Raw genomic sequence first — 16077 nt, forward strand, 5'->3', positions numbered from 1 at the left:
GTAAAGGCGCGCCCCACATCCGCCGGCGCGCCGTAAAGGCGCGCCCCACATCCGCCGGCGCGCCGTAAAGGCGCGCCCCACATCCGCCGGCGCGCCGTAAAGGCGCGCCCCACATCCGCCGGCGCGCCCTAAAGGCGTGCCCCACATCCAACGGCGCGCCCTAAAGGCGCGCCCTACATCGGCCGGCTAGCGGTCCCGCTTTTGACACTGCTTGACGGGCTAGTGTATAGTAGGGGGCGTTTGAAAGGCGCCGCTCGGTTGTCCCGCTCGGCGCTCCCGGAAAGGCCTCATTGTCCAAGTCGCTCATCATCGTCGAATCGCCGGCTAAAGCCAGAACTCTCAAGAAATTTCTCGGTGGCCGCTACCAGGTGCTTCCATCTGTCGGTCACGTCCGCGACCTCCCGAAGAGCCGCCTCGGCGTCGATGTCGACAACCAGTTCGCACCTTCGTATATCACGATCAAGGGCAAAGGCCCGGTGATCAAAGAGCTGCGTTCGGCGGTCAAAAAAGCCAAGCATGTCTATCTCGCGCCCGACCCCGATCGAGAAGGCGAAGCGATAGCCTGGCATCTCGCCGAGCTGCTCAAACTCCCCGATCCCCTGCGCATCGAGCTTCATGAGATAACGAAGAAAGCCGTCGACGAAGCGCTGAAACATCCGCGCAAGATCGATCGCGACCGCGTGGATGCACAACAGGCGCGGCGCGTCCTCGACCGGTTGGTCGGCTATAAGATTTCGCCATTGCTCTGGACGAAGATCCGCGGCGGGCTCTCCGCCGGCCGCGTGCAGTCGGTCGCCTTGAGGATGATCGTCGAGCGCGAGCGCGAGATCGCCGCTTTTCAACGCCATGGATATTGGACGATCGGAGCCCGGCTTTGGCCGCACGGCCACCACGACGCCGCGCATACGCTGATGGCCGATCTCGTTTCCGTCGACGGCGAGCGCACCGACCTCAAAGGTGAGACTGCCCTTGCGGTGGGTGCGAAGAGCACCTATACGACTGACGAGGCCGGCGCGAAGGCGCTCGAAAAACGGTTAGGCGCATCGACCTTTGTCGTGACGAGCGTCAAACAGTCCGAACGCCGCGACAATCCCAAGGCGCCGTTCACCACGAGCACGATGCAGCAAGAAGCATCGCGCCGCCTGAAGATGCGCGTTCGCAAGGCGATGCAGATCGCACAAGGTCTGTACGAAGGCGTCGACATCGGCGCCGACGGCACGACCGGCCTCATCACGTATATGCGAACCGACTCGACGCGCGTGTCCGCCGAGGCTCAGGCGGCGGCGCGAGACTTCATCGTCACGTCATTCGGCGACGAATTCCACGGCGGCAGGCAGTACAAGATCTCCGAAGACGCGCAGGACGCCCACGAGGCCATCCGGCCCACCGACGTCCGGCGCACGCCTGAGAGCATGAAACAGTATCTCGATGCTCCGCAGCTCAAGCTCTACCGGCTGATCTGGGAGCGATTTGTCGCAAGCCAGATGTCGCCGGCTGTGTACGACCAGACCACCGTCGAAGTCGAAGCGGGCGGCTGCCTCCTGCGCGCGACGGGGAGCGTGTTGAAGTTCGCGGGATATACGAAGCTGTACGAAGACGTTCGCGATGAAGACGCGGACGAAGACGACGATCGGCGCAAGCACTTGCCGCCGGTCGAAGAAGGCCGCACGATGGATCTACGTGCGGTCGTGCCGGAATCCCACGAGACGCAGCCGCCGCCGCGCTTCACTGAAGCCAGCCTCGTGAAGACGCTGGAAGAAAAGGGCATCGGCCGGCCGAGCACCTACGCCACGATCGTCGAGACGATCCAGGCGCGCGGTTATGCGCGTCTGCTCGAGCGGAGATTCCATCCCGAAGAGATCGGCTATAAAGTCGTCGACTTCATCACCGCGTGGTTTCCGCAGATCGTCAACGAGACGTTCACCTCCGAGCTCGAAGCCAAGCTCGATCGCGTCGAGGACGCACACGTGGAATGGCCTTCCGTGCTCGGCGAGTTTTGGGTGCCGTTCTCCGGTCAACTCGATCGAGCCGAAGAAGCGGAGCGCGTCGAGCTCGAAGAGGAGCAGACGGATGAGCTCTGCCCCACGTGCGGCAGACCGATGAAGTTCAAGATGAGCCGGTTCGGAAAGTTCTTGGGCTGCTCCGGCTATCCGGAATGTCAGACCACGAAGCAGATCATCATAGATACCGGCTCGGTCTGTCCGCGCGACGGCGGCAGAATCGTCGAGAAGCGCGGGCGCAAGAGCGGCAAGGTGTTCTACGGCTGCGAGAATTTCAACACGCCAGCGAAGTGCGACTTCGTCCTCTGGGATCCGCCGATCAAGGGCGCGGCCTGCGCGCAGTGCGGCGCGATGCTCGTGCGCAAGAACAGCCGCAAAGCAACCCGGGTCGTGTGCAGCGCATCTGCGGATCACGAGACCGGCTTCGTCGAACCACCCGAACAGCAGTCGGCCTAAGTGCCGCGCCTGAAGATCGTCGGCGGCGGCCTCGCAGGCAGCGAAGCGGCCTGGCAAGCTGCACTGCTGGGCATGCCGGTCACGCTCTACGAGATGCGACCCACGAAACAGACCGGCGCGCATCGCACGGGCGGTCTTGCCGAGCTCGTCTGTTCGAATAGCCTTCGCGCCGCGGCGGTAGAAAACGCCGTCGGGCTGCTGAAGGAAGAGATGGCCGCATTCGGCTCGCTGATCGTGGAGGCCGCGCGCGCGTCGGCCGTGCCCGCCGGCGGCGCACTTGCCGTGGATCGTGACGCGTTCTCGAAGTACGTCGAAGGACGTCTCGCGGCTCATCCGCTCATCGATATCCGCCGGGAAGAAGTCGCGTCGATTGAACCGGATGAAGTCACGCTGATCGCGTGCGGTCCGCTCGCTTCGGAGTCGCTCGCCGCGTCGCTCGCGACGTTGTGCGGCACGTCGCAGCTGCACTACTATGACGCCGCTTCGCCGATCGTCTCGGCGGAGTCCATCGATTACTCGAAGACGTATGAAGCGAGCCGGTACGGCAAAGGCGGGAGCGCGGACTATCTCAACATCCCGCTCGATCGCGAGCAGTACGTGACGCTCGTGCGCGATCTCGTGGACGGCGAGAAACACGAGCCGCACGGGTTTGAGGCGGACGCCACGGCCGGAAAAGTGCCGTTCTTCGAAGCGTGCCTTCCTGTCGAAGAGATGGCGCGCCGCGGCGTAGACACCTTGCGCTTCGGGCCGCTGAAGCCCGTGGGGCTGGACGATCCGCACACCGGACGGCGCCCTTACGCCGTCGTGCAGCTGAGGCGCGAGAACGCGGCGGGCACGGCGTACAACCTCGTTGGTTTTCAGACGCGGCTCACCTGGCCGGCGCAAAAGGCAGCTTTCGCAAAGCTGCCGGGCTTGGAGAACGCGGAGTGGCTTCGTCTGGGCGTCATGCATCGCAACACGTTCGTCGACGCACCGCGCGTCCTTGGGCCGCAGCTCTCTCTCGTGCGCGCTCCGAACATTTTTCTGGCCGGCCAAGTCACCGGTTGTGAGGGGTACGTCGAAGCGGCCGCGACCGGCATCGTAGCCGCGGTGAACGCGGTCCGACGATTGCGCGGCGGTGAATCGGTTTTTGCTCCGCCGCCGCAGACCGCGCACGGCGCTCTGCTCGCCTATCTTCGCGATACGACATCGCACGATTTCCAACCGCAAAACGTGACGTTTGCGTACATCGCGGCGCTCGAAACGCCGATCCGCGATCGAAGGGAGCGCCGCAAAGCGCTCGCCGAGCGCGCACTCGGCATCGTCCGCGGCATGGCGGACGAGTTGGCGTCCGAACGCGCGAACGTTGCCGGCGCGGTCGCGCAAGTGACGCCGGCGCGGTAGGGCAAGCGACGCCCGCTCGATAACCGGAACAGCGACATGAATCATTCGACGACGATTTGCGCGGTGCGCCGCGACGGCCGGCTCGCGATAGCGGGCGACGGTCAAGTCACATTCGGCGCGACCGTGATGAAGCATAAGGCGCGCAAAGTGCGGCGGCTTGGCGACGGCAAGGTCCTCGCCGGTTTCGCCGGATCCGCGGCGGACGGCATCACGCTGCTCGAGAAATTTGAAGGCAAGCTGTCGGAGTACCGCGGGAATATCTCGCGCGCTGCGGTCGAACTTGCAAAGGATTGGCGGACGGACCGTTTTTTGCGTCGGCTCGAAGCGCTCCTGATCGTGGGCGATACCGAGCACCTCTACGTGCTGTCCGGCACCGGCGATGTCGTGGAGCCGGACGACGACGTCGCGGCGATCGGCAGCGGCGGCCCCTACGCGCAGGCCGCGGCGCAAGCGCTCGTGCGCAACACGAAGCTCGGCGCGGAAGAGATCGTGCGCGAGGCGCTCGCGATCGCCGCGAAGATCTGCATCTACACGAACACCGATATCTCCGTCGAAACATTGTGAAGCGCGACGGCGCAATGGCCGTCAATCCGCCGCTGCAGACCGCGCGTCTCGACCTCGAGCCGCTTGTGCGCGGCCACGCGCGGGCCTACTTCGACGGCATGCGCGACCCGGCGATGTACACCTACTATGCGGGCGAGCCGTTGCTCTCGATCGAGGCTGCCGGCGAGCGGATCGCTCGCTGGGAATCACGGCGCTCACCGGACGGCAGCGCGCTCTGGCTGAATTGGATGGCGCGCATCCGCGGCGGAGCGTACATCGGTTGGTTCCAGGCCACCGTCACCGGCACGCAAGCGTTGATCGGCTACGATGTCTTCGTGCCGCATCAACGCCGAGGATTCGGCCGCGAAGGTACCGCCGCGATGTTTGAATACCTGACCGGAGCGCTCCGCGTCGAACGCATTGATGCGACCGTCGACACTGAAAATATCGCGTCGATCAAACTGCTCGAATCAGTTGGATTTTCTAAGGTCGAAGAACGCGCAAGCGACGACCTCCCCGGCCGCCGCGACTTTCTTTACCGCGTGAGCGTAGGTCCGTGAGGACCTCGTAGCAGCTCCACCCTATTGCCGGCAACGGGCCGCGAGCGCCCGAGCGAGGGTCTTGAGGAGCTCACGAGCACTCGACTTCGCCACCTTGCGCCCTGCAACGGCGTCGAGCGCATCTCCGACGATTCCGAACGGCGGATCATAGCTTCCCTCGAGCACGAGTGTGCACGTTTCGGGGCGCTCATCACGTTCGATGCCCAGAAGGCCCAACAGTTGCGGGAACGGGCCACCGCCGACAGGCGTCAAGTGGACCGCGGTAAATTTTGACCCCTCGTCCTGACCCTGTATCGGCACGAAGTGCGCATTGACGTCCTTTGACAGTGCGAGCCCGCCGGGCAGTCCGACTTCTTCAAGCGGAAGCGTCAGCCTAATGACGCCGGGCGCGCCACCGATGCTTGCCGTGAGATCGTCTAGGCTCGGGACGAGATACTTTGCCGCCCGGTCGTATGCGCACCGAACTGTCAATTTCTCGTGGATCATCACCATGTTCAATCCGCTCCGAGGCGACGCGATCAAGATCAATATACCGTTTGGTAAGCCGCACTTCTACGAAAGCGATGTGAAGAACTCAAGAAGGCTGAGCGGCGCGGCATCGCGGCCCGATTTCGAAGATGGCGGTGCTTTATCTCGGGGGCGAGAAGAGACTGATCCATGCTCGAACAAACCGCTCCGGCTCGCGGAGCACAACGGCTTTGGTCCTGGCCCTCGCTTCCGCGCGACACCTATATCGCCGCGATAGCGCTCGTCGGAATCGTCGTCAACCTGTTCTTGCAGTACGGCGGCCTGCAACGGCCAGCGTTCGCTGCGTATCCGCTTTACATCGTCTTGGTGGTCGGCGGAATTCCACTCGTCTTCGATCTGGCGCGAAAGCTATGGGCGCGCGAGTTCGGCTCAGATCTGTTGGCCGGCATCTCGATCGCAACTGCGGCGGCCCTGCATGAATTTCTCGTCGCGGCCATCGTGATACTCATGCTGTCGGGCGGCTCCGCCTTAGAGCAATTCGCCACTCGGCGTGCTTCTTCGATTCTTCGGGCATTGTCGCAACGCATGCCCAGCGTCGCCCACCGAACGAAGGCTACCGGGGTTGTGGACATCGCGCTCGACGATATCGTCGTGGGCGATACGCTCGTCGTATTTCCGCACGAACTATGCCCCGTCGACGGCGTCGTCACAACCGGCGAAGGCTGGATGGATGAATCCTACCTTTCGGGCGAGCCGTTTCAGATGCCGAAAGTGGCGGGAACGGATGTGATCTCGGGATCGATCAATGGCGATATGGCGTTGACCATCCGCGCCACGAAGCTGCCCATCGATTCCCGATACGCACGAATCATGAGCGTCATGCGGGAGGCGGAAGGTCGCCGCCCTAGGTTGAGAAGGTTAGGGGATACACTTGGCGCCTGGTACACACCTATGGCGATTGGAATCGCTTTAGCGGGTTGGCTCGCGAGCGGAGACGCTCAGCGATTTCTATCGGTCATCGTGATCGCGACACCATGCCCTCTGCTGATCGGCATACCCGTGGCGATCATCGGCGCCATCTCGCTCGCCGCCCGGCACGGGATCATCATAAAGAATCCAGCGATGCTCGAGCGGATCGACAGTTGCCGCACAGTGATCTTCGATAAGACGGGTACGCTGACATACGGAAAGCCGTCGCTCTCGGAGGTCGCATGTGCTCCCGGCTTCAACCGCGCCCAGGTTATTGCGGCTGCGGCATCGCTCGAACAATTCTCAAAGCATCCCCTCGCATCGGCTATACGAGAGGCTGCGGACAGGGATCATTTGGCTGTACAACCGGTCTCGCGTATCAGTGAAGAAGCCGGTGTTGGATTGCGAGGCATGGTCGGCGAACATACGGTGGATATCACCGGGCGTCAGGCCGCATTGCGGAGTGGGCGCTTGACGCCCGATATGCTTCCCGTGGCCGAGGCCGGCCTCGAATCCATCGTGTTCATCGATTCAACGTATGCCGCCGTGCTTCGATTTCGTGACGAGCCTCGTCAAGAGAGCAGCTCGTTTATCGGACATCTCTCGCCTCGCCACCGAGTCGAGCGGGTGATGATTCTATCCGGAGATCGCGAATCTGAGGTGAGGCGCCTGGCGAAACGCGTAGGCATTGAAGATATCTATGCCGGACGGTCGCCTGAAGAGAAAGTGGCTATCGTCGCTGATCAGACGACCAAGGCGCCCACGCTGTTCATCGGCGATGGTATAAACGACGCTCCCGCGATGCAGGCCGCGACGGTCGGACTCGCGTTTGGCCAGGCCAGTGAGATCACGTCGGAGGCCGCCGACGCCGTCATAGTCGAGCCGATGTTGGGGAAAGTTGACGAGCTGATTCATATCGGCAGGCGGATGCGCACGATCGCACTTCAAAGCGCCGTGGGCGGCATGGCCTTAAGCGTGATCGGCATGTCCGCTGCGGTTGCGGGCCATCTGCCGCCAATCGCCGGTGCGATCGCACAAGAAGTAATCGACGTGGCGGCGGTGCTGAACGCGCTTCGCGTCGCGTTTCCATTCGAGAAGTTGACCGACTACTAGGGCGTGCCTGCGAAGACAATAGGGCAAGCGGTGCTTGCCCTAGTACGGATCATGCCGTGGGGACCGCCGCCGCTAGCGCGCTCACGGTTGCCTTCGCGTCGCCGAAGAGCATCATCGTCTTCGGATTCTCGTACAACGGGTTATCGATGCCGGCAAAGCCCGGGTTCATCGACCGCTTGAGCACGACGACATGCTGCGCTTTGTCCACGTCGAGGATCGGCATGCCGTAGATCGGGCTTGACGGCACGTTGCGCGCCGCCGGGTTCGTGACGTCGTTCGCGCCGATGATCAGCGCCACATCGGCCTGCTCGAACTGCGGGTTGATCTCGTCCATCTCGTGGAGTTGGGAATACGGCACGTTCGCCTCGGCGAGCAGCACGTTCATGTGCCCGGGCATGCGGCCTGCAACGGGATGGATCGCGAACTTGACGTCGACGCCGCGCTTCTCAAGATTGGCTGAGAGTTCTCGCACCGCGTGCTGCGCTTGCGCGACCGCCATGCCGTAACCGGGCGCGATGATGACGCTGCGCGAGTATGCGAGCAACGTAGCCACGTCTTCGGTAGACGCCGTGCGAACCGTACCGCCGCTAGCAGCTGCTGCCGGCCCGCCGGCAGCGCTCTGCACGGAACCGAACGCGCCGAATAGCACGTTGGTGATTGACCGATTCATCGCTTTGGCCATGAGCATGGTGAGCAGCGTTCCGGATGCGCCGACGAGCGTGCCGCTGATGATGAGCACTGTGTTGGAAAGGACGAAGCCCGTGACCGCGACCGCGACGCCCGTGAACGAGTTGAGCAGCGAGATCACGACCGGCATATCCGCACCGCCGATCGGCAGCACGGCAAGAATTCCGAGAAGTGCGGCGGCGCAGACCAATCCGATGAACGCGCGCGGATCGAGATTGCCGAGCGAGAGATAGACGGCAAGAGCGACGACCGAAAGCCCGATGAGCCCGTTCACGACTTGTTGGCCCGGATACGTCAGCGGGCGGCCGGGCATCAGCTCTTGCAGCTTCGCGAATGCGATGAGGCTGCCGGCAAACGAGATCGCGCCGATGATGACGCTGAGCACGATCGGCACGAGATCTGTGGCGGCCGCGGTGCCGATACCGTAGATTTTAAGGAATTCGCCCGACGCCACGAGCGCCGCCGCGCCGCCGCCCGCACCGTTGAACAGCGCGACCATCTGCGGCATCGCCGTCATCTTGACCGCGCGCGCCGAGACGAATCCGATGAGGGCGCCGACGACGCCGCAGACGACGATGATCGGCCAGGTCACTATGTGCTTATCGAAACACGTTGCGGCAACGGCGATGACCATGCCGATCGCCGCAAGCGTATTACCCGTGCGCGCGTTGGCCGGCGAGCTCAAGAACTTGAGCCCGAGGATGAAGAGGATGCCTGTCAGGAGGTACGCGAGCGCGAGACCGGTGTCGAGTCCCGACATCACTTCGACTCCGGCTTGGATTTGAACATCTGGAGCATGCGTCCGGTGACTGCGAAGCCGCCGACGACGTTGATGGCCGCCAGCACCATGGCGGCGGCGCCGATGACGCTTCCCGTGGTTCCGCCGATGGCCGCGCCCGCGACGAGCATCGCACCGACGACCACAATGCCGTGAATTGCGTTCGTCGCCGACATGAGCGGCGTGTGCAGCATGGACGGCACTTTCGAGATGACTTCGAAACCGACGAAGACCGAGAGCACGAATACCGTGAGTTCGACCAGGATGGTTTCGGTCATGCCACTCCTCCGGCGGTGAGTTTTGCGACGCCTTCATGCACCACGCCGCCGTCGCGCGTGATGCAGACGCCGCGTGTGATCTCGTCGCTCATGTCCACGGCGAGCGCGCCGTCCTTGACGAGGTGCGTGAACAGCGCGTGAAGATTCTTCGCATACAGCTGGCTTGCGTGCTGCGGCATGGTGGACGGCACGTTCACCGGACCGAGCACGTGGACGTCGTGCGCCGTGACATTTTCACCGGACTTCGTGCACTCGCAATTGCCGCCGGCCTCTGCCGCAAGATCCACGATGACCGACCCAGGGCGCATCGCGCGCACCATCGCGTCGGTGATCAAGAGCGGCGCTTTTCGCCCCGGCACTAGTGCCGTCGTGATCACGACGTCCGATTCGGCGACGCTTTTCGTGAGCGCGTCGCGATTTGTCGCCTGCTCTTCGGCGGTGAGCTCGCGGGCGTAGCCGCCGGCGCCTTCCGCCGCGATCGGTGGTGAGACGAACGACGCGCCGAGGCTTTCCACTTGTTCCTTGGTCGCAGCGCGCGCGTCGAACCCTGTGACGACGGCGCCGAGGCGCCGCGCGGTGGCGATGGCCTGCAGGCCCGCGACTCCGGCGCCAAGCACGAGGACGCGCGCCGGCGGTATCGTTCCGGCTGCGGTCATCAACATCGGGAAGAATTTCGGCAGCGCATCGGCGGCGAACAGCACGCACTTGTAACCCGAGACGGTGGACTGCGATGAGAGCGCGTCCATGCCTTGCGCGCGCGAGATGCGCGGCAGCATATCAATGCTGAATGCGGTGACGCCGCCGGCCGCCAGTGCGGCGGCGTCGCCGGGATTCACGAGCGGAAACAGAAAGGCGAGCAGTGCGGAACCTCGGCGCAGCGCGGCGATCTCAACGGCGTTGGGCCGCTGCACTTTCAAGACGAAATCGGCATTGGAATACAGCGCGTTTGCGTCGGGAGCGATGGACGCGCCGGCGCTGCGATACGCATCGTCGAGGAAACCCGCAGCCGCTCCGGCACCGGTTTCTACCGTGACCTGCAAGCCGGATTTCACAAGCCGCCCGGCGATGTCCGGCGTCACAGCGACGCGCTGCTCGCCGGGGGCGGTTTCCTTCGGAACGGCAACGTTCAACGACGGCCTCCTTATCAGGGTCGAACGGTCGGCCTCTTCTGCGCGACCGGCTTATGCGCCCTCTCATCGGATTGTCATCGATCATTCATCGCGGCGCGGCGGCGCCGCAGTAAAATCTCTTTGGAAGGGCTCACGAGGGCATTGAATATGATCCGCATCGTCGTCATCACTTCCGCTCTGACAATCGCCGTGCTCTCCGTCGCGATCGCGGCGGTGAAAGGCTTTGCGGCCGCGCCGGCGCCGTGCGCGGCGTCCTGCATCGTCGCGGATCACACGCCGGCGCCCGCGCCCGCGATGGGCGGAATGTCTGGCATGCCGAGCATGGGAGGCGCTTCCAGTGCGAGCATGGGCAGCGCGTCCGGAGCGAGCATGGGCGGCGACATGTCGATGGGGCCGCATATGACGTTGACCGCATCGCGTCCGCCGCAAGCCGGCGACCGGCAGCGCGCCGACGCGATCGTCGCGACGCTGCGCCTGACGCTGACCAAGTACGCGGACTATCGGGTCGCCGAAGCCGACGGCTACAAGCCGTTCCTGCCAAACATCCCGCAGCCGCACTATCATTTCACGAATTGGGTCAATGGCTTGGCCGCGCTCGGGAAGTTCGATCCCACGCGTCCGACCTCGTTACTCTATGCCAGGGACGGCAGCGGCTACAAACTCGTCGGCGCGATGTATACCGCGCCGCGCAACGCCACGCCGGATCAGCTCAACGCGCGGATTCCGCTGAGCATCGCGCATTGGCACCAGCACGTCAACATGTGCTGGGGTCCGACCGGCACGCCGGCAAGCGAGTATTTCGGTCCCAATGCGCGATTCGGTTTGAAAGGATCGATCGCGACCCAAGCCGCGTGCGATTCGGCAGGCGGCCGCTTCCAGCCGGTGCTGTTCAATTGGATGGTGCACGTCTACCCGTTTGAGACCGATCAAGCCAAGATCTGGCAAGTGGACATGCCCGGCGGAATGGACTCAAACCACTCCACGTAGACGTGATGATGTAGGGCGGACCTTTACGGTCCGCCGGCGGGCCATAAAGGCCCGCCCTACATTTTACGACGGCGGGGTTGAATAGCCCGGATTTCGAATATACCCGAACCGCTATGAATCCTCAAGACTTGACGCCGGCGCGCATCGTCGCCGAACTCGACCGCTACATCGTCGGCCAAGGCGCAGCAAAGCGCGCCGTTGCGGTCGCCCTGCGCAACCGCTACCGCCGCGAGCGCATGGAAGGCGAGATGCGCCAAGAGGTGATTCCGAAGAACATCCTCATGATCGGGCCGACGGGAGTCGGCAAGACGGAGATCGCGCGCCGGCTTGCCGTCCTCGTCGGTGCTCCATTCGTCAAGGTCGAAGCGACGAAGTACACCGAGGTCGGTTATGTCGGCCGTGACGTCGAGTCCATGGTGCGCGACCTTGTGGAAGCGGCCATCCGGATGGTCCGCGCAGAACGAATCGCCGAGACGGAAGATGTCGCCGAAGAACTCGCGCTCGATCGTCTCGTGGATATCCTCGAGCCGTCGACAAAGGCGCCGAACAACGTGGGGAACCCGCTCACCGGATTGTACGCGATGCTCGGCCAGCAGTCGCGCGCCGGCGCGGAAGCGCAGCCGTCGCCACCCCGCTCCGAAGAAGTAGAGAACAAACGCCGACAGACGAAGGACGAGTTGCGCTCCGGCTTCTACGACGTGCGCATGATCGAGATCGAAGTCGAAGAGACGCCGCAGTTCGTCGGGGCGTTCGGCGGTCCGCAGATGGAAGAGATGGGCGGCAACATGAGCGACATCCTCGGCTCGATCTTGCCGAAGAAGCGCAACAAGCGGCGCGTCACGGTCGCGGATGCGCGCAGGATCTTCGCGCAAGAAGAAGCCGTCAAGCTCGTGGACACGGAAGGTCTCAAGCGCGAAGCGGTGCGCCGCGCCGAAGAGAACGGGATCATCTTCGTGGACGAGATGGATAAGATAGCGGGCAGCCGCGAGGGCGCACGCGGTCCGGACGTCTCGCGCGAAGGCGTGCAGCGCGACATCCTGCCGATCGTCGAAGGGTCGACGGTCGTCACGAAGCACGGCCCGGTGAAGACGGACCACGTGCTGTTCATCGGTGCGGGCGCATTTCACGTCAGCAAGCCGAGCGATCTCATCCCGGAGCTGCAGGGCAGATTCCCGATCCGCGTCGAGCTCGACAGCCTTACGAAGGATGACTTCAAGACCATACTGACGCAGCCGAAAAACGCGCTCATCGAACAGTACCGTCAACTGCTCGCGACCGACGGGGTGGCGCTGACGTTTACCGCGGACGGTATCGACGCGATCGCGGAACTTTCATCGCTCGTGAACGAGCGGACGGAAAACATCGGGGCCCGGCGGCTTCACACCATGCTGGAGCGCGTCCTAGAACTCGTTTCGTTCGAAGCGCCCGAGCGCAGCGGCGAGGTCAGCGTGGATCGCGCGTATGTGGAGGAGCGCCTCGCCGACATCGTCAAAGACCACGATTTGTCGCAATACATATTGTAGATCGATCGTGGCATAGCAGGTCGCATTGTGGCATACGTCCGACGCATCGTCATCGAACCCGATCCAATCCTGCACAAGGTGGCCAAAAAAGTCACCGAGCTTGAATTGAAGATGCCGCTCATCCAGCAGCTGATCGACGACATGTTCGAGACGATGTATCAAGCTCCGGGCATCGGGCTCGCCGCGCCGCAAGTCGGCATCGGCAAGCGCATCATCGTCGTCCACGTCGGAGAAGATCAAGGACCGTATGCCGTGGTCAACCCGGTGCTGTCGGATTTCGAAGGCGAAAGCGTCGGCACCGAAGGATGTCTCTCGATTCCCGGCACGATCGGCGACGTCACGCGAGCGGAGAAATGCGTCGTCAGCGGCCTCGATCGAAAAGGTAAAAAGTTCCGGCTGGAGACCGAAGGCTGGCTCGCTCGCTGCTTTCAGCACGAGGTGGATCACCTCGACGGCGTGCTGATCCTCGACAAGGCAGAAAACATCCGCGAAGCGGTGCCGGTCGAAGCAGAAGACGGAGCGGACTCGGGCGCGGAGGCCGATCGCGAACTCCGGGCTTGAGCGCAAGGGCAGGCTGCGCGTCGTATTCTTCGGCACGTCCGCCTTCGCCGATCCCAGCCTTCGCGCGCTCGTTCGCGAGCACGACGTCACGCTGACGGTTAGCCAGCCGGACAAACCTGCAGGTCGGGGCATGCGGCTCGCGCCGACGCCGGTAAAGACGACCTCGCTCGAACTAGATCTTCCAATCATAACGCCGCCGCGGCTCGATGGCGACGCAGTCGCCCAAGCGCTTGCAGCGAAGCCCGACGTCCTTGTCTGCGTCGCGTACGGCAAGATCTTGCCGTCTGCGTTGCTGACGGGCCCTCGACTCGCGGCTCTCAATATCCATCCGAGCGCGCTGCCGCGCTATCGCGGTGCGACGCCGATGCAAGCCGCGCTCCTCGCAGGCGACGAAGCGACGGCGATCTCGATCATCTGGATGTCGGACCGCATGGATGCCGGCGATATCGCCTTGCAGACGCCCGCAGCAATCGAGCCCGACGACAACTTCGGCACGCTGCACGACCGGCTAGCCCGCGATAGTGCGGCGCTGATCATCAACGCGCTTCAATTGCTCGCGACCGACTCGTTGCCGCGTCTGGCGCAAGACGAATCGCAGGCGACATACACGAAGCCAGTCGCGAAGCAGGATCTCGAACTTCGGTTTGACCGCGGGGCGCTCGAGCTTTCGCGACGCGTGCGCGCATATGCGCCAAGGCCCGGAGCGTGGATGCGCTTTGCCGGCGGCCGCCTGAAAGTGCTCGACGCACGCCCCGACAGCGGCGAGGTCGACGGGCCGCCGGGCTCCGTGCACCGAGCGCGCGACGGCGGTGCGCTCGCGGCGACCGCGGATGGCGCGCTGCGCCTTCTCAAGGTCGTGCCCGAGGGCAAGCGGCAGATGAGCGGCGAGGAATTCGGGCGGAGCTTGCGCACGTGAACGCGCGCGCGGCCGCGCTGCGCGCGATGCTTCGAGGCGAAGACGTCACCGCATCACTAGATGCAACGCTGCATGAAGCCGGCCTTGACGCGCGCGATACCGGATTTGCCACTGAGCTTGCGTACGGTACCACGAAGATGCGCCGCGCGCTCGAGTGGTCCATCCAGACTGCGTTGAAGCGGCCGTTCGCGTCGCTCGACGTCGCGCTCCAGCGGATACTGCTGCTCGGCGCATACCAACTGCTCTACTTAGACCGCATACCTGTGCACGGCGCGGTCGACGAGAGCGTGAAGCTCGCGCGCGCCTACGGTCACGCAGGCACCGCAGGACTCGCAAACGCCGTGTTGCGCGCGATCGCACGCGATCGTCCGAAGCCGAAGCGCCCGGCAAGCGACGATACCGTCGCCGACTTCGCGACGTTCGCCTCTCTGCCCGACTGGATCGCCGAACATTACATCGCGCGCTTCGGTTTCAACGACGCACTGCGCGCCGCCGAAGGCCTGAATGCGCCGCCGGCGCGCGCTGTCCGGCTCGATATCGGTCAGAGCCCGCCCCCGGATGCTCGTCCATCGCCGTACGGAGTCCCGGAGACTGCGCTCGTGGAGTCGCTCACCGATGCGGCGCGCGCCTATGCTTCACAAAGCGCGGAAAGCCAGCTCGCGGTGCATCTGCTCGATCCGCGCGCCGGCGAGACGGTGCTGGACATCTGCGCCGGCCGCGGCACGAAGACCGCGATGATCGCGCAGCGGCTCGGCGGTGCGGGTGCGATATTCAGCGTGGATGATGACGACGCGAAACTGTCGGTCCTGAAGCGCGACAATAAGCGCTGGCCGAACATAACCGCGGTTATCGCCGATGCGCGCAAGCCGTTTGCGCCGAGCATTCCGCGCGACGTCGACCGCGCGCTCGTCGACGCACCATGCTCGGGATTGGGCATTCTCGGCCGGCGACCCGACGCGCGCTGGCGTAAATCGCCCGGCGATCCCGAAAGGTTCGCGCCCGTCCAGCGCGCGATTCTCACGGCGGCTGCCGATCGTGTCCGTGTCGGAGGCTCGCTGCTCTACGTCACGTGTTCGACGCACGAAGCGGAAGACGAAGTTCCAGTGCAGTCATTTCTTGCCGGAAACGCGCAGTGGCGCGCCGTGACGATCGAGCGATCAAAACTCGTTCCGGGCGATCACGACAGGATGCGTCAGCGCGGGCCGTACCTGCAGATCGTGCCAGGCATCCACGGCGCCGACGGATTTTTTTACGCGCTGCTTGAACGGCGTTCGGCGTGATCGATCCGCAATCGATTCGCTGGCTCTCAATGAGCATCGTGACCGGCGTCGCGGCGCTCGCGGTATGGGCATTCTCCGATTCGCGCGGCAAGCGCGGCGAAGCCGGCGACGCCGAAGCGGAAAGCGGCCGCGTCGCTGCACGCTTGGAGATCCGGCGTCCGGGCACGCAGGCGGAGCGAGTGATCGTGGAAGACGGCTGCGTCCTCGGGCGAGCGCGCGACTGCGCAGTGCCATTTGCCGACGCCGCCGTCAGCAAATGGCACGCCCGTTTGCATTGCGACGGCGCGGTCACCAGCATCGAGGATTTGGGTTCCACCAATGGGACTTTTGTGAACGGCCGACGCATCGAAACGCCTACGCCGCTGCGTCGCGGCGACAGGATTGGCTTGGGAACCAACCAAATTGTCTTTCTCGGTTTAGCGCGGACGGGGCGCGCGACGTAACT

15 protein-coding genes are annotated in these 16077 nt (G+C 63.9%); 11 read left to right on the forward strand and 4 right to left on the reverse strand.

The window, feature by feature from the left end; all coding sequences use genetic code 11:
* The first annotated feature begins 290 nt into the window (after nt 1-290).
* From topA to VKT51_05750, 4 genes are read left to right on the forward strand one after another with little or no spacing between them, the layout of a single operon-like run.
* On the forward strand, nt 291-2456 hold the full coding sequence (topA, locus tag VKT51_05735) for a type I DNA topoisomerase (protein ID HLJ83657.1): 2166 nt from the start codon (nt 291-293) through the stop codon (nt 2454-2456).
* Complete coding sequence (gene trmFO, locus VKT51_05740; protein ID HLJ83658.1) at nt 2457-3839, forward strand: methylenetetrahydrofolate--tRNA-(uracil(54)-C(5))-methyltransferase (FADH(2)-oxidizing) TrmFO; 1383 nt, start codon at nt 2457-2459, stop codon at nt 3837-3839.
* Between the two features lie 36 nt (nt 3840-3875).
* The gene (gene hslV, locus VKT51_05745; GenBank protein ID HLJ83659.1) at nt 3876-4403 is read left to right on the forward strand and encodes an ATP-dependent protease subunit HslV; all 528 of its coding nucleotides are present in this window, start codon (nt 3876-3878) and stop codon (nt 4401-4403) included.
* Nucleotides 4400-4942 carry a GNAT family N-acetyltransferase gene (locus tag VKT51_05750; GenBank protein HLJ83660.1) on the forward strand — a complete coding sequence of 181 codons (543 nt, stop codon included), beginning with the start codon at nt 4400-4402 and terminating at the stop codon, nt 4940-4942. The genes hslV and VKT51_05750 overlap by 4 nt, the downstream gene beginning before the upstream one ends.
* 21 nt (nt 4943-4963) lie before the next feature.
* Here VKT51_05750 and VKT51_05755 read toward each other — a convergent pair whose 3' ends face one another.
* Complete coding sequence (locus VKT51_05755; GenBank protein HLJ83661.1) at nt 4964-5464, reverse strand: hypothetical protein; 501 nt, start codon at nt 5462-5464, stop codon at nt 4964-4966.
* A gap of 135 nt (nt 5465-5599) precedes the next feature.
* Between VKT51_05755 and VKT51_05760 the strand changes: the two genes are divergently transcribed.
* A complete protein-coding gene (locus VKT51_05760; GenBank protein ID HLJ83662.1) occupies nt 5600-7492 on the forward strand; it encodes a heavy metal translocating P-type ATPase in 1893 nt (630 codons plus the stop codon).
* Between the two features lie 49 nt (nt 7493-7541).
* Here VKT51_05760 and VKT51_05765 read toward each other — a convergent pair whose 3' ends face one another.
* Genes VKT51_05765 through VKT51_05775 form a run of 3 tightly spaced genes read right to left on the reverse strand, consistent with a single transcriptional unit; the run spans nt 7542 to nt 10365 of the window.
* A complete protein-coding gene (locus VKT51_05765) occupies nt 7542-8939 on the reverse strand; it encodes an NAD(P)(+) transhydrogenase (Re/Si-specific) subunit beta (GenBank protein ID HLJ83663.1) in 1398 nt (465 codons plus the stop codon).
* A complete protein-coding gene (locus tag VKT51_05770; protein HLJ83664.1) occupies nt 8939-9235 on the reverse strand; it encodes an NAD(P) transhydrogenase subunit alpha in 297 nt (98 codons plus the stop codon). Before VKT51_05770 ends, VKT51_05765 begins: the two co-directional genes overlap by 1 nt.
* Complete coding sequence (locus tag VKT51_05775) at nt 9232-10365, reverse strand: Re/Si-specific NAD(P)(+) transhydrogenase subunit alpha (protein HLJ83665.1); 1134 nt, start codon at nt 10363-10365, stop codon at nt 9232-9234. Before VKT51_05775 ends, VKT51_05770 begins: the two co-directional genes overlap by 4 nt.
* Nucleotides 10366-10512: 147 nt before the next feature.
* Here VKT51_05775 and VKT51_05780 point away from each other — a divergent pair, with 147 nt between their 5' ends.
* The 6 genes from VKT51_05780 to VKT51_05805 all read left to right on the forward strand — a co-directional run bounded on the left by VKT51_05780 (nt 10513) and on the right by VKT51_05805 (nt 16075).
* Entirely contained in the window at nt 10513-11352 is an 840-nt protein-coding gene (locus VKT51_05780; protein ID HLJ83666.1) for a hypothetical protein, read from the forward strand.
* Between the two features lie 113 nt (nt 11353-11465).
* Entirely contained in the window at nt 11466-12875 is a 1410-nt protein-coding gene (gene hslU / locus VKT51_05785) for an ATP-dependent protease ATPase subunit HslU (protein HLJ83667.1), read from the forward strand.
* A gap of 27 nt (nt 12876-12902) precedes the next feature.
* Nucleotides 12903-13436: a peptide deformylase gene (gene def, locus VKT51_05790; protein HLJ83668.1), complete on the forward strand. Its 534-nt coding sequence runs from the start codon at nt 12903-12905 to the stop codon at nt 13434-13436.
* Nucleotides 13437-13449: 13 nt separating this feature from the next.
* Entirely contained in the window at nt 13450-14352 is a 903-nt protein-coding gene (gene fmt, locus VKT51_05795; GenBank protein ID HLJ83669.1) for a methionyl-tRNA formyltransferase, read from the forward strand.
* Entirely contained in the window at nt 14349-15632 is a 1284-nt protein-coding gene (locus tag VKT51_05800; protein ID HLJ83670.1) for a transcription antitermination factor NusB, read from the forward strand. Before fmt ends, VKT51_05800 begins: the two co-directional genes overlap by 4 nt.
* On the forward strand, nt 15629-16075 hold the full coding sequence (locus tag VKT51_05805) for an FHA domain-containing protein (protein ID HLJ83671.1): 447 nt from the start codon (nt 15629-15631) through the stop codon (nt 16073-16075). The genes VKT51_05800 and VKT51_05805 overlap by 4 nt, the downstream gene beginning before the upstream one ends.
* Nucleotides 16076-16077 lie beyond the last annotated feature (2 nt).

Source organism: Candidatus Eremiobacteraceae bacterium, assembly GCA_035295225.1.
GTDB lineage: Bacteria > Vulcanimicrobiota > Vulcanimicrobiia > Eremiobacterales > Eremiobacteraceae > JABCYQ01.

Excerpts from the sequence above, each read along its gene's own strand:
- hslV (HLJ83659.1), top strand. The coding sequence starts at position 3,876 with ATGAATCATTCGACGACGATTTGCGCGGTGCGCCGCGACGGCCGGCTC.
- VKT51_05760 (HLJ83662.1), top strand. The coding sequence starts at position 5,600 with ATGCTCGAACAAACCGCTCCGGCTCGCGGAGCACAACGGCTTTGGTCC.
- VKT51_05765 (HLJ83663.1), bottom strand. The coding sequence starts at position 8,939 with ATGTCGGGACTCGACACCGGTCTCGCGCTCGCGTACCTCCTGACAGGC.
- VKT51_05770 (HLJ83664.1), bottom strand. The coding sequence starts at position 9,235 with ATGACCGAAACCATCCTGGTCGAACTCACGGTATTCGTGCTCTCGGTC.
- VKT51_05780 (HLJ83666.1), top strand. The coding sequence starts at position 10,513 with ATGATCCGCATCGTCGTCATCACTTCCGCTCTGACAATCGCCGTGCTC.
- hslU (HLJ83667.1), top strand. The coding sequence starts at position 11,466 with ATGAATCCTCAAGACTTGACGCCGGCGCGCATCGTCGCCGAACTCGAC.